The sequence below is a fragment of the Chryseobacterium sp. PTM-20240506 genome, from assembly GCF_048296755.1.
Lineage (GTDB): Bacteria > Bacteroidota > Bacteroidia > Flavobacteriales > Weeksellaceae > Chryseobacterium > Chryseobacterium proteolyticum.
Genome location: NZ_CP182581.1, coordinates 4,693,345 through 4,707,814, shown reverse-complemented (window position 1 = coordinate 4,707,814; position 14,470 = coordinate 4,693,345). Strand labels below are relative to the sequence as shown.

At 36.8% G+C, this 14,470-nt stretch carries 12 protein-coding genes; 9 read left to right on the top strand and 3 right to left on the bottom strand.

Annotated elements, in window-relative coordinates; genetic code table 11:
- Window positions 1-73 precede the first annotated feature (73 nt).
- The 6 genes from ACNFU2_RS21120 to ACNFU2_RS21095 all read left to right on the top strand — a co-directional run bounded on the left by ACNFU2_RS21120 (window position 74) and on the right by ACNFU2_RS21095 (window position 5,170).
- Window positions 74-502 (top strand): organic hydroperoxide resistance protein, encoded by a 429-nt coding sequence (locus tag ACNFU2_RS21120; RefSeq protein ID WP_306611340.1) that lies wholly within the window; start codon window positions 74-76, stop codon window positions 500-502.
- 93 nt (window positions 503-595) lie between these two features.
- Entirely contained in the window at window positions 596-1,327 is a 732-nt protein-coding gene (locus ACNFU2_RS21115) for an aldehyde dehydrogenase family protein (RefSeq protein WP_418123047.1), read from the top strand.
- Entirely contained in the window at window positions 1,324-1,914 is a 591-nt protein-coding gene (locus ACNFU2_RS21110) for an aldehyde dehydrogenase family protein (RefSeq protein ID WP_418123045.1), read from the top strand. The genes ACNFU2_RS21115 and ACNFU2_RS21110 overlap by 4 nt, the downstream gene beginning before the upstream one ends.
- Before the next feature lie 340 nt (window positions 1,915-2,254).
- A complete protein-coding gene (locus tag ACNFU2_RS21105; RefSeq protein ID WP_172277293.1) occupies window positions 2,255-3,529 on the top strand; it encodes a hypothetical protein in 1,275 nt (424 codons plus the stop codon).
- A 1-nt stretch (window position 3,530) separates the two neighbouring features.
- A complete protein-coding gene (gene lptC, locus ACNFU2_RS21100; protein ID WP_273647368.1) occupies window positions 3,531-4,121 on the top strand; it encodes an LPS export ABC transporter periplasmic protein LptC in 591 nt (196 codons plus the stop codon).
- A gap of 5 nt (window positions 4,122-4,126) precedes the next feature.
- On the top strand, window positions 4,127-5,170 hold the full coding sequence (locus ACNFU2_RS21095; protein ID WP_418123042.1) for an anhydro-N-acetylmuramic acid kinase: 1,044 nt from the start codon (window positions 4,127-4,129) through the stop codon (window positions 5,168-5,170).
- A 29-nt stretch (window positions 5,171-5,199) separates the two neighbouring features.
- On the opposite strand, the gene ACNFU2_RS21090 is transcribed toward ACNFU2_RS21095, so the two are convergent.
- Entirely contained in the window at window positions 5,200-5,589 is a 390-nt protein-coding gene (locus ACNFU2_RS21090) for an SRPBCC family protein (RefSeq protein ID WP_172277284.1), read from the bottom strand.
- 29 nt (window positions 5,590-5,618) lie between these two features.
- Between ACNFU2_RS21090 and ACNFU2_RS21085 the strand changes: the two genes are divergently transcribed.
- The gene (locus tag ACNFU2_RS21085; RefSeq protein ID WP_172277275.1) at window positions 5,619-6,230 is read left to right on the top strand and encodes an NUDIX hydrolase; all 612 of its coding nucleotides are present in this window, start codon (window positions 5,619-5,621) and stop codon (window positions 6,228-6,230) included.
- Here the strand turns inward: ACNFU2_RS21085 and ACNFU2_RS21080 are convergent.
- Both ACNFU2_RS21080 and gldJ read right to left on the bottom strand, forming a co-directional pair.
- Window positions 6,223-7,494 carry a UDP-N-acetylmuramoyl-tripeptide--D-alanyl-D-alanine ligase gene (locus ACNFU2_RS21080; protein ID WP_418123040.1) on the bottom strand — a complete coding sequence of 424 codons (1,272 nt, stop codon included), beginning with the start codon at window positions 7,492-7,494 and terminating at the stop codon, window positions 6,223-6,225. The genes ACNFU2_RS21085 and ACNFU2_RS21080 overlap by 8 nt on opposite strands.
- 65 nt (window positions 7,495-7,559) lie before the next feature.
- Entirely contained in the window at window positions 7,560-9,161 is a 1,602-nt protein-coding gene (gldJ, locus tag ACNFU2_RS21075; protein WP_172277267.1) for a gliding motility lipoprotein GldJ, read from the bottom strand.
- A 164-nt stretch (window positions 9,162-9,325) separates the two neighbouring features.
- Here gldJ and porU point away from each other — a divergent pair, with 164 nt between their 5' ends.
- Complete coding sequence (gene porU, locus ACNFU2_RS21070) at window positions 9,326-13,213, top strand: type IX secretion system sortase PorU (RefSeq protein WP_172277264.1); 3,888 nt, start codon at window positions 9,326-9,328, stop codon at window positions 13,211-13,213.
- Window positions 13,214-13,272: 59 nt separating this feature from the next.
- Window positions 13,273-14,436, top strand: coding sequence for a type IX secretion system outer membrane channel protein PorV (gene porV, locus ACNFU2_RS21065; protein ID WP_172277261.1), 1,164 nt, complete (start codon window positions 13,273-13,275; stop codon window positions 14,434-14,436).
- Window positions 14,437-14,470: the final 34 nt, after the last annotated feature.

The following is a 14,470-nucleotide window of genomic DNA, read 5'->3' as shown; positions in this document are numbered from 1 at the left end:
CAATTAAATTGTGTGCAATTTAATTTTTAGCAATACATTTGTTGTATCAAAAAACAAAAAATAAACTCACATTATGAAAGTATTGTATAGTATTGGCGCTATAGCCACAGGAGGAAGAAACGGACATGTAAAAAGCGAAAACGAAGTATTGGATCTTGAAGTAAGAATGCCAAAGGGGCTTGGTGGTACAAATGATGATTACGCTAATCCGGAGATGTTATTTGCTGCGGGATATTCGGCATGCTTTGACAGTGCCCTCAACCTGGTCATCAAACAGAATAGGATAAAAACAGGAGAAACTACCGTTACAGCAAAAGTAAGTCTTGGACAGATTGAAAATGGAGGCTTTGGTCTCGCAGTTGATTTACATGCTAATATTCCAGGAGTATCTATGGAAGAGGCCCGCTCTTTAATTGAAAAAGCACATCAGGTTTGTCCTTATTCTAATGCAACCAGAGGAAATATTGAAGTTAATTTAAGTGTAACAACGGCTGAGTCTTAAATTAATCGTGGAGCCTTTATCTGATATCAGTTTAAAATGAATAATTTAGATAAAACTTTCACCAAGATTAATAGATCATTATAAAATAGTACTATGACACCAGAATCAGAACAAAAAATTAAGGAGGTTTTTGAAAAGCAAAAGGCATTTTTTAAAACCAATAAGACCAAAAATATTGAATTCAGAAAGGAGCAGCTAAGAAAATTTCGTGAAGTATTTCTTAACCACACGGATGCATTATGTGAAGCTTTGGATATTGACCTGGGAAAAAGCAGAAAAGAGGCAGAATATGTAGAAATTCAGATCGTATCCAGTGAACTGGATTATTTACTGGAAAACATTGATGAATGGGCAAAACCCACTCCGGTAGAATCCAAACCTCATCCTTCAGGAGCAAAAATTGTGAGCAAAATAACATATCAGCCTTATGGTGTAAATTATATTATAGGGCCTTTCAATTATCCTGTACAGCTTACTTTCAGTCCGTTGATCGGTGCATTGATTGCCGGAAATACAGCAATTATCAAACCTTCTGAAAACACTCCTCATGTGGCAAAGGTAATCGAGAAAATTATAGATGAAGCTTTTGATGAGTCCTATGTTAAAGTATTCCAGGGAGCTATAGAGGAAAATACATTGCTATTAAGTCTTCCTTTCGATTATATATTCTTTACGGGAAGCCCCAATGTAGGTAAGATTGTCATGAAAGCCGCCGCAGAACAGCTGATTCCGCTTACTCTGGAGTTGGGAGGCAAATCACCAACAATAGTACACAAAGATGCTGACCTCGATAAAGCTGTGTCCAGAATTTCCTATGGAAAATGATCAATTGTGGGCAGACCTGTGTAGCCCCTGATTATATTTACATCCATGAATCTGTAAAAGACAGCTTTATAAATAAATTTATAGCTTACCTTAAAACGACTTATCCTGAAGGATCTTTAGGAAAAATAGGAAAAATCGTTAATACCAACCAGATCAAACATCTTGCAGGTTATCTGGACGCTGCACCAGAAAAAGTAATTTACGGAGGAGCATATGATTCTGAAACCCGTCATTTCGAAGCAACCTTAATGGATCAGGTGACCTGGGATGATCAGGTGATGCAGCAGGAAATTTTCGGTCCTATATTGCCCATCATGACCTATACTGACATTGATGTCGCTTTGGAAGAAATCAACAATCGCCCCAAGCCTCTGGCTTTATATGTTTTTTCTGAAAGTGAAGAATTTGCCAATGATGTTTTAAACCGTACCACAAGTGGTGATGCTGAAATCAACAGCGCCATCATCCATGTAGGCTCTCATTTTCTGCCTTTCGGAGGCGTAGGAACTTCCGGCATAGGAAAATATCACGGAAAGTTCAGTTTCCAGGCCTTCAGCCATAGCAGATCGGTTCTGGAAGTATTATAAGCTCAATTATTAATTGACAATACATAAAAAGTTGGAAGGCAGTTTTCCACAAAGAAAACTGCCTTTTAAAATTACAAAAATCAGATTAAGCAACGTCTATTTACAGCACAGCTCTTCTTTTCATTAATGTAATCAACTATTATTGTGAAAGATGTATAGTTGCAGGAATCCTGACAATTCCATCCTTAGAAAAAAGAAGCTCACTTCGACTAAATTTATTTTTATAACAAAAAATCAGCTTTTGATTTAAAGATAATTCCCCTTAACAAACTTTAACCTCATGAAATTTTTACAATTCATTAATATTTAAGATATTTGCGCATTATTTTAAAAATAAAGAATGAAAAAAATCTTTGTACTATCATTCATTTCTGTTGGCTATTTCCTTAATGCGCAGAGTTTAAGTAATTCACCATATGCAACTTACGGAATCGGGGATGTAAAATATGATAATACGATTGAAACAGCTTCTATGGGTGGCATTTCAACGGCTTTTATAAGTGATTTCACGAGTAATTTCAATTTTGCCAATCCAGCAAACAATACGAATTTCGAACTGACCAGTATTAAGCTTGAAGCGACGAACGAAAACAACTATTTCAAAACGAATTATAACAATACGAAGTCTACCAAACATTCTACGTATTTATCCAATATTTCATTAGCATTTCCTATCTCCTCAAAGGTGAAAATGGGATTATCTTATCAACCTTACAGCTCAAAGAGCTATGATATTGTTAATACCAGCACGACCACTGATGGAACTGTTTTTGCCAACCGGTTTAAAGGAACAGGAACATTAAATACAGCACAGATAGCTGCGTCTTATAAAGTAAGCAATGAATTTGCTTTAGGTTTAAGAGCGAATTATTATTTCGGTAATCTGTATGATCTTAACGAGATCACTACTGCTGATAGTCAATTGATCAATGGATACGAGACCAAAAATAATGTTCGAAACTTTAATTTTACTTTAGGGACAAGCTACCAGCATTTGAATACCCGTACTGATAAAAAACTAACCATTGGTGCCACTACTACTTTTGGAAACACAAGTAATATGACTACCGATTATACAAACAGTACTTATTTCTATGCTGCCGATGTGAAAAAAGAGGAGCAGATCATAGAACAGAAAAGCACAAGCTCTAAAAATCTTTTACCCGTACAAGCCTCTTTAGGGGTTGGATATGGAAGTGAAAACCAATGGTTCGTTTCGGGCCAGATTGATTATAAAAAAGGAGAAACCATTTCTTATTTTGGAAAAACATTTGATTTCCAGGATACCTACAGAATATCTGCCGGTGGTTGGTATTTACCTAACTACAATAACTTCAGAAACTATTTCTCAAGAGTAGTATACCGTTATGGTGCATTCTATGAAAGAGGAGGTTTGAAGATCGGTAATAACAGCATTAACAAATTTGGTATTTCAGCAGGGGTAATGCTTCCGTTCAAAACCAGTAGTATAACGAGAATGAGTGGATTGGAACTGGGTATCGAGCTTGGTAAGCGCGGAACTTTAAAAGACAACCTGATCAACCAGAATTTCATCAACCTGAGGGTAGGATTTAATTTTGCTGACAAGTGGTTCAGAAAGAGTTTATACAACTAAAATGAAGTTTAAAAACTTATCATATAAAAAAAATATAGCATGCCTTTTTAGTTGTGCTATATTTTTTATATTGACATCCTGTGAAGAGGATCTTACCAAACGAAACGGCAATCAAAGCAAAAATTTCCCTTCACAGATCATTAATAATGCCCGTATCATCCAGAGAGATTCCGGATTCGTCACACTAAAGGCGTTAGCTCCTATTATTGAAAAGTACGAGCTCATAGATAGCCCGTATGTAGTTGCCCGAAAAGGAATCAATATTGAATTTTTTGATAAGAAAAAGCCCAAGGTACCGGGAAAAATTACTGCCAAATACGCACGGATCTTCGAATATAAAAAATTCTATGAGGCAAAAGGTAATGTGAGAATTACCACCAACGAAGGACAAAGATTTGCCATGCAGAGCATCTACTGGGATCAGAGGAAAAACCGTATTTACACCAAAGATACCGTATATGTAACGATGGAAGATGGCTCTACGCTTGTAGGCGCCAACGGAATGACCGCCAAGGATGACTTCTCTGAATATACTTTCTTTAACAGTTCCGGAGATTTCAGCTCTAAACAACTGTCCGAATCCAAAAAATAATTTCTATGATTTTCCGAGCGATAGGTTTAATGTCGGGTACCAGTTTAGATGGACTGGATATTTGCTTTGTCCGGTTTGAAAAGCAGGAGCAGTGGAGTTTTCAGATTGTAATTGCCGAAACCATTCCCTACCCTGAGACCTGGGAAGAGCAACTGAGGAATTCTATTCATCTATCCGCTGAAGAACTCCTGGAGCTCAATGCTGAATATGGCTACTATCTGGGAAAACAGGTTCATCAGTTTATAGAAACTCATCAATTAAAAAACATTGACCTTATCGCCTCTCACGGGCACACCGTTTTTCATCAGCCTCAGAAAAAGTTCACCCTACAAATCGGAGATGGAAGAGCCATAAAGCTTGAAACGGGATTACCTGTTATTTATGATTTCAGGACACAGGACGTTTTGATGGGTGGAAATGGAGCTCCCTTGGTCCCGATTGGTGACGAACTATTGTTCTCAACATATGACGCATGTCTTAACCTGGGAGGATTTTCAAATATCTCATTTCAGTCTCATCATAGAAGAATAGCATTTGATATCGTTCCGGTAAATATTGTTCTGAATAAATTAGCGGAACAGTCAGGTAAACGTTTTGATAAAAATGGTGAACTTGCCCAAAAAGGAACTGTTAAAAAAGCTTTACTGGACAAACTAAGCTCAATCCATTTCTATAGACAACCATACCCTAAGTCCTTAGGTATTGAATGGTGTAATGAAAATATCTTTAACAGTTTTAAAAATATTGAAACCCTTGATCTCCTGGCAACCTTCACTGAGCATATTGCCGAACAAATTTCTCAAGTTATCAATGAGAATGCCTTGAAAAACATTCTTTTTACCGGTGGCGGAACCCATAATTCTTATCTGATTGAAAAGATAAAGGCAAAAACAAAAGCAGAAATTGTTATTCCTGAAAAACAGCTTATAGATTATAAAGAAGCATTGATATTTGCGTTTATGGGGATCTTACGACTCAACCAGCAAGTGAATGTATTATCCTCTGCTACGGGTAGCTTTAAAGATCACAGCTCCGGTATCATTGCATAAAAAAACCTCCATTTCTGAAGGTTTATATATTACTTGTAAGCTTCTATCTTATCCGTTAAGGTATTGATAAAATTCTGAAGAGGCTTCTCTACCATCATTTTTATAAATGGATTAAACTTGCCCTCAAAAAGCATTTGTACTTCCGTTTGGCTGTCATTGACAGGGTTTAAAGTTGCTGTTAATGAAAAATCCAGACTTGAACTTGCCGATTTCAAAACAGCTTTTTGGTCTGTAACTTCATCTATTTTTAAAGCAATTTCCGGCATCCCCTGCAGTCCAAATTTAAATCCATCTTCTCTGCTTTCAAACTTTTGAAGTCCGTCCGGCATAAATTCTTTATAGTTGTCTGGTGTTTTTAATAGTTCCGCCAACTCTTTAGATGATTTATTGACAATAATTTTTCGTCCTTCTAAATTCATTTTTTATTTTTGTATTTAAATTCTTACAAATGTATAAAGTTTTTGTGAACGAAAAAAAATTATTGCTGTCTAAACAGTCTGAAAACCTGGAAAAAAATGTAAGGTATGAGAACTTCACAACTTTTGAAATCGCATTAGATCTTCTTGAAAATACATCTGTAAAAGAATTGAATGTATTCGGAGACGATATTGATACTATTTGGAAAGAATTTCAGAGTCTCTTCAGAATTATTGAGGCAGCAGGCGGGCTTGTGAATAACAGCAAAGGTGAAATGCTTTTCATCAAAAGACTGGGCAAATGGGATCTTCCCAAAGGAAAAATGGAAAAAGGAGAATCCCGTGAGGAATCTGCTGTTAGGGAAATCGAGGAAGAAACAGGACTTAAGGATGTTGAATTAGTAAAATTCATCAACACCACTTACCATATCTACGTAGAAAGAAACGGTGAAAAAATCCTGAAATGTACCCATTGGTTCGAAATGAATTTTAATGGTGAAGACACTTCTAAACCTCAGATTGAAGAAGGTATTACAGAGGTAGCATGGAAAAACAACACTCAAATAGAAAATGAAGTTTTTCCAAATACTTTTAAAAACATTCGTCTGATCGTCACTGAATTCAGGGACGGCCAGCCTAAATAAAATCCAGCACTTTTTCCAGCGATATACCCCGTGAAGCTTTTAATAGAATATTCTCTGATTGAATTTTATTCAGTTTAAGGTATTCTATTAATTCCTGGGTATTTTCAAAAGATAGTGTTGATTGATTTATTTGCTTAAAATTTCTGCCAACAGTGATGATTTGATCAAAACCCAGGTCCAATGCCTGTTTTAAAATGATCTGATGCTCCAGTTCACTTTCATTTCCCAGCTCAAGCATATCACCAATAATAATGGCCTTGGCTCCTTCAAAAGTTACAAAGTTATTTAGAGAGGCCGTCATTGAGCTTGGATTAGCATTGTAAGTATCCAGAACAAGTGTCCTACCCTCTTTTTTTACGATCTGGGATCGCATATTGGTCGGCGTATAGCTTTCAATAGCATGTTGTATTTTACTAATTTCTATTCCAAAATGAAGCCCCAGACTAACTGCTGCACAAAGGTTTGTAAAATTATAATTCCCTGTAAGCTTAGATAATGCTCTGGTCCCCTGATAAGATAAACCTACACAATGATTTTCTGAAAAGGCCTCAAAATAATAATCCGAATCTGGTTTTCCGAATGTGATTTTAGGATCATAATTTTCTGTTTTATCGCGCTGTATCTCATCATTCTCGTTAACAATAATAGTCTTATGGAATGTTTTCAGATAGTCATACAATTCGGATTTTCCTTTGATCACCCCTTCAAATCCACCAAATCCCTCCAGGTGTGCTTTCCCGAAGTTGGTAATGTATCCGAAATCAGGTTTCGATAGCGAACATAACAGTTCTATTTCTTTCTGATGATTTGCTCCCATTTCTATTACCGCCATTTCATGTTCAGGTCTGATGGATAAAATGGTAAGAGGAACTCCGATGTGGTTATTCAGATTACCGTAGGTATACTGCACGTTATATTTTTCAGAAAGAACAGCATGGATCAGTTCTTTTGTAGTTGTTTTTCCATTACTCCCAGTAAGCCCTATGAATGGAATATTCAGCTTATTTCTGTGATGTATGGCAAGAGCCTGTAAAAAATCCAGTGTAGAAGGAACATAGAAGATATTTCCATTTGTATTTTCATATTCTTTATCCTCCACAATTACTGCCAAAGCGCCTTCGGAAACAGCCTTTTCTGCCAAAGTAGCTGCGTTAAAATTATCTCCTGAAAAGGCAAAGAAAATATCATTATTTTCTATTTTTCTGCTGTCAATAGTAACTTTATTAGCTTGCAGAAACAAAGGATAAAACTGTTCTATATTCATAGTTCAAAAATAAAAAAACCTTCCTGTATTTAGGAAGGTTTTTTTCAATTATTTTTTGATAAATATTATCTTCTAGTTCTATTCTTGTCAGCAACTCTGGCATCTTGAGCGACACGGAATCCAATCCAGCCATAAGCTCTGTTTTGATCTTTATATCTTCTTTGTCCCGGATCCAGCCAGTATGCAGTATCCTGCCAAGAACCACCTTTTACTACTCTGATGTCGTTAGACATAGCAGATGTTCTGTCTCTGGTATCTTTTTGCAGTATTACTTTACCGCTTCCGTCTACAATGAATCTTTGTTTAGGAGAGTTGTACATATCATATGCTGTTGCAGAATCTCCGGCTTTATAGTATTCTAAAGAAGATTGTCTGTCACCGTCTCTGTAATTTCTGTAATCAGCAATTGTTTGTCTTTCAAACTGTCCAGGTAAGTTTCTGTAAACTAATCTTCCGTCAGCTAAAGTATCATATTTAATGCTTCCTTCATCTACCATTTTGTAAGTTCCGTCTCCGTTCTTTACAACAGCCTGAGGCATATTTCCTCTATAGTAATTGAAGTCACTGAAATCTTCATCAATAATAGGTCTGTAAACATCCGCTGTCCATTCAGACACGTTTCCATACATTCCATAGATTCCAAGATCGTTAGACGGATATTGTCTAACATCTGAAGTTCTTGCAGAACCGTCATTCTTCCAACCTGCGATACCTGAGTAATCTCCTCTACCCATTTTGAAGTTTTCAAGGAACATTCCTCTGTCTCTTCCTTTGGTACCTCTTAATCTTTCAATTTCAGGCTTCTTTCCAAGATATTGGTTATATTCTCTGTTTTTAGCCATACCAAGCGCTGCATATTCCCATTCAACTTCTGTAGGAAGTCTGAATTTCTGAACCATTGCAGAGTTTGGAGCTCTGTTAGCAGCAAGCAATCTTTGGTTGGTTGTTTTCAAACCCGTTTTTTGCTGCATTCTTTGTTCGTTAATATATCCTTGCATTTCAGGATCATTCGCTTTGAATTTATCCATGTTAAATGCAGTTCCTCCTTGATTATTGGATTCGTTGATATACAAATCTTTAGCGATGATCCCTGCAGACATTAAAGCTTTTTCATTAGCTCTGTCTGTTAACCATTCGCAATATCTGTTTGCCTGAGTCCAGGAAACACCTACTACCGGATAGTAATCAAACTCCGGAGAACGGAAATACGTCTCGTTGTAATCATTTCTAGATAGTTTGTTATCCCATAATAAGGTATCTGGTAAGGCACCATTATAGATTTCCTTAAAACTTGGATCACTAGGTGGGAACACATACTTCAACCATGTAAGGTATTCGCGGTATTCGTAGTTAGTAATCTCTGTTTCACCGATAAAGAAAGAACTTACCTGCATTCTGCGAGGCGAATTATTCCAATCGTGCATGACATCATCTTTCACTAATCCCATTGTAAAAGTTCCACCTTCTACATATACCATCCCCGGCCAACCTTTCTGTTTTTGTTGCTTTCCTGCAAAAAACCAACCTTGTTTTTCGTTTGGTTTCCAACCCGTCTTACTGATAAATTTTTTAGTACCTCCACCTTTGTTGGTACCTGATCCACCACAACTGGTTAATGCAAGTGTAGAACTTAATGCTATTAATGAAAACAACTTTAGTTTTTTCATAGTCGATATAAATATTTTCAAAGTACAAAGAAAAAATAAATTATTCAATAAATCAAGTAATCATTTGATTTTTTTGAAAAACGTTAACAAATTAATTTTATTGTATCGCAATTTAATTATAAAATTTTCATTTATTTTGTAATTTAGTAATTTCAAAAACAAACATGAAACAAATAATTACGTTTTTACTTCTATTAACTTCTGTATCAACTATTTATGCTCAAAGAATCACCATCGAGTGGGATGGATCAAAAATTCAAGATTTTGGAGACACAAAAATCAATCTTCCCAATTTTAAAAATAAGGGATTTTCATATGGCCAAAATAACATTTTTATAATAACCACACAAAAAATAGGTGAAAAGCAATTAAAAATTTCCAATTTAGTTTGGGAAGCAGTTTCAAACCGGGAGCTATTTGAGTTAAGCAAAAACGCATTACCTGATTATGATGTTTCTAATGTTTCTTATTATTACTCAGAAGGGGAACAATACGCCAGCGTACATGTTGGCCTGTTTAAAAATGTAAAAGGAAGAATACAAAGACTTTCATCATTTGAAATTTCAGAAGGAAACGGCTCTAATCAGATGATGAATGCAGCTAAGGTGGGAACGACCAACAACCCTTTGGCTAGCGGCGCTTTTTATAAAATTAAAGTAGACAAGTCCGGTATTTTTAAAATTACCACTCAGTTTTTAAAGGATAACGGGATCAATCCTTCATCTGTAAATCCAAGAAATTTCAGGATATATGGGAACGGAGGAATCATGTTACCGGAATATAACCAGGATGTAAAATACAGTGCTCTTCAGGAAAACGCCATACAGGTAGTGGGTGAAGATGATGGAATATGGAACGATAATGATTATGCCCTATTCTATGCTCAGGGACCTAATGGATACAATCTGTATAATAGTTCCAATGGTAAAGGATTCAAAAGAGCGGAAGAAAGAATTGACCGCAGTGAAAACGTAAAGAATATTTATGAAGATTTTTCCTATTACTACATCAATTTTGATAAAGGTGCGGGAAAAAGGGTTCAGCCTATAGATGCCAACCTGCCGGCTTCCCCACTAATTACACGATTTGATAATTACCAGGTGATCAATAATGATCAGAAAAACATCATGAAAGTCGGAAGGGTTTGGACAGAAGAAGCTCCGTTTACCACCGACAAATCGGTTACTTTTAACCTCACCACTCCAATCCTGGGCGGCGATCCCGTAAAATACAGAACACGGGTAATTGGATATAAGTCTCAGGGAAACAGTATAACTTTTGATATTAATAATCAAAATGCTCAGCCTTTTTCGTCCGGTTCAACGGACCCTGATTATGTTCCATATGTTTATTTTGGAGATGTTACCAATTTAAGTGGCAATCAGCTTACGATCAACTACAAACCGAACATCGCAACAAATCCTAATGGTTTGTTTTATTTTGATTATGCCGAAGTTCAATATAAAGAAGACCTTAGATATAACGGGTCACAGATGAATTTCAGGGATTTTTCCCTTGTAAGCGGATCCAACACCAGTTATGGATTCAGTGTAAGCAATACGGCGGGATTGGAACAGATCTGGGATGTCACGGATATCACCAATGCCAACAGAAGAGTCAACAAAGCAACGGGAAGTGGTAATTTTAATTTCGGGTATATTACTTCTGATTTAAATTTCAATAACGAATTTGTTGCATTTAAGGCTGATGCCGCTTATTCTCCTCAATTCGTAGAGAGAATTGCCAACCAGAACCTCTCGGGATTACAAAATGTAGATTATCTGATTATTACAGTCCCTGAAATGATGTCCCAGGCTCAAAGGCTTGCCAACTACCATCAGACTAAAAATAATTATAATGTACAGATTGTAGATGTTAATAAGATCTATAATGAATTTGGAAGCGGAAGTAAAGATCTTACTGCTATCCGTGATTTTATAACCAAATTAAATACACCACTGGGAAGTTTAAAGTATGTCTTTATTCTGGGTGATACCTCTTACGATTATAAAAATAGGGTTCCTAACAATTCCAATGTGGTATCCAGCTATGAAAGTGAACAGTCTTCAGATTTCATTACTTCGTTTGTTACCGATGATTATATCGTAATGACAAAACCACAAACTTCTGCTTCGATCCCGAATAACTTACCTGATGTGCCGGTAGGAAGACTTCCTGCGGCAAATGCTACTGAAGCAGCGGTAATGATGGATAAAACCCTTGCATATTACAATTCTTTACCGGGGCAGTCAACTCCTTTTGGGGAATGGCGTATGAAGCTTGATTTCGTAGTAGATGATGATGATGATGGCGGAGGTCCTTTCCATGATGTAATGAACACTACATTAGCAACAGTTTTCGAACAGCCAGGATCTACAAATCTTAAAGAATATAATGTAAGAAAACTCTATCTGGATGCTTTTCAGGCTCAGAGTACAGCAGGTGGACAAAGATACCCACAGGTAAACCAGGCAATCTCCAATGATATCGGAAACAGTATGTACCTGTTTTATTTCGGACATGGAGGAATCAGCGGATGGGCTCAGGAAAGAGTGCTAACCCTTGATGAGATCAATAATGCCAATAACTTTTCTAATGTGTACAGCAGATTTCCATTCGTGTCTACGATTACTTGTGAATTTACGCTCTGGGATGAACCGGAAACCTTTTCTGCCGGAGAACGTTTTCTAAAAATGAAACAGGGAGGGCCGGCAACAATGATCACCTCAAGCCGTGCTATTGGTGTGGATTATGGTCGTGATTTTACAGACCTTTACACCAAAGATATTTTCAAACTTGTGAATGATGATTTTGAAACCCTTGGTGTTGCCCATTTAAATGCTAAAAGACAAAAAGGTCCGCAAGCAGACCACTTGAAAGTAAACCTTCTGGGTGATCCTGCTATGAAATTAAGCAGACCAAAAAGGTTATTGGTAATCGATGCTATAGAAACTCCGGTACCGGGACTGATCAGAGGTCTGGACTTTGTAAAAGTAAAAGGACATATCAACAATACAAACGGAAGTATTAATACCTCTTTTAACGGAAGAGTGGTTATCAATATCTTCGATAAGAGGCTTAATAAAAAAACATTGAATAACGACGGAAATCTCACCCCTATCCTTGAATATACTGAAGAAGGAAGTGCTATTGTGAAGGCGTCAGGTACTGCTGTGAATGGGGTATTCACTGTAGAATTTTATGTACCGAAAGATATTAATTATGCCGTAGGTGAAGGAAGAATCCTCGGATATGCTGACAATAAAGCTACGGACGTATTCAATAATCAGGCGGTACAGGTTGGAGATATTAACCCGAACGGAATTAATGACAGCCAGCCCCCTAAGGTAAAGCTGTACATGAACAATACAAACTTTGCGGATGGAGGTATTACAGACCAGAATCCGATGTTGCTTGCCTGTATCACAGATGATACAGGAATAAATTCAACAGGATCCGGTATTGGCCATGATATTACTGTATATTTGGATGGCCAGATCATCAATACTATTGTTTTAAACGATTTTTATTCTTCGGGAGAAGGAAATGGATGTCTGAGTCCGAGTCTTGCAGATTATCAGAAAGGAAATGTAACCTACCCTTTCAGGAATTTATCGGTAGGTCAGCATCAATTATCATTTAAAGTTTGGGATATAAACAATAATTCTACATCTGCAACGTTAAACTTTGAAGTTAAGGATGAAGCGGATCAGCATCTGGTAATCAACAGACCTCTTAACTGGCCGAATCCGTTTACCAATAAAACGTATGTTCAGTTTGAGCATAATTGTGATGATATTCTGAATGTAAATGTTCAGATCTATACAATAACAGGAAAATTGGTAAGAACTTTATCACAGGCTGTAGTTGCAGAACCGTTCCTACAGGGCTTTAGAACGCCACGTCAGGCAATTGAATGGGATGGAAGAGACGATTTTGGGGCAACTGTTGGGAAGGGAACATATATTTTTAAGATATTTGCAAAAAGTCAAAACCAAGAAAAATGCAAAGGAAGTGCCACAGCTGTAGAAAAAATGGTACTTTTGAAGTAAAATAAAATAAGGATAATAATAATATTAATAAAAAACTGATAATATATAAAAGACAACATATGAATTTAACTACTAAACTGCTTTTAGGAATTGGTTTAAGTGCTGGTTTTTTAGGCTATTCGCAAGATCTGGGGCAGGTAAGACCTGTATTGACCGGAGCTCCATTTCTAAGAATTGCACCAGATGCAAGATCTGGAGGTATGGGTGATCAGGGTGTCGTTACCTCTCCGGATGCATTTTCACAATTCTGGAATGCAGCGAAATATCCTTTTAGCAGAACGAGTTCTTCCGTAGGCCTTAACTACACCCCTTATATGGGAAAATTAACCAATGACGTATTTCTATTATATGGTGCATTCCATAAATTCTTAGGTCAGGATGAAAGATCTACGATCTCAGCAAGTATTTATTACTTCAACATGGGACAGGTAGACTTGACTCAGTTAGTAGGTAGCGAAGTAGCTTCAATGGGAACATCAAAACCAAATGAATTCTCTATTGATGTTGCTTATGGATTAAAGCTTTCAGATTCATACTCAATGGCTGTAACGGGTAGATTCATCCGTTCAGATTTAGCCGGAGGGTTCAACACAGATACTACATTAAAACCTGCCAATTCATTTGCGGTAGACGTTTCAGGATACTATACCTCTCCAAGATTTTCAAGTATCGGAGGATATGATGGTAAAGTGAATGCCGGTTTTGCTATTCAAAACCTGGGTCCGAAACTGGATTACACAGGAAATGAAGAATCAAGATCTTATCTACCTACCATGGCAAGATTAGGGGTTGGTTATGATATGTATCTGGACGACCTTAATAAAATCGGGATCAGCGTAGAAGGTTCTAAAATCTTAGTTCCGGGATCAGAATTCGTAGGAATGGATCCTAATACCAGACAGCCTATGTATGCGGTACCAAATGTGGGACCTATTGCGGGAATCGGAAAGTCTTTCAAAAACAAGAACAGTATCATGTATAGTGGTGCATTGGAATATTCATACGATAATGCTTTTGCAGTAAGAACTGGTTATTTCCGCGAAAGCCCTGAACAGGGAGCCAGAGAGTTCGCAACAGCAGGTATTGGTTTGAAGTACCGTTCTTTCGGACTTGATATTTCTTATCTGATCAATATGTCTAAAATTAATACAGCTTTAGATAACACGCTTCGTTTCGGTTTGACCTGGAATATCGGAGATGAAACTTCTAATGTTGATAATTAAAAAATATAACATTTAAGTTTAGAAAAGTCTCATA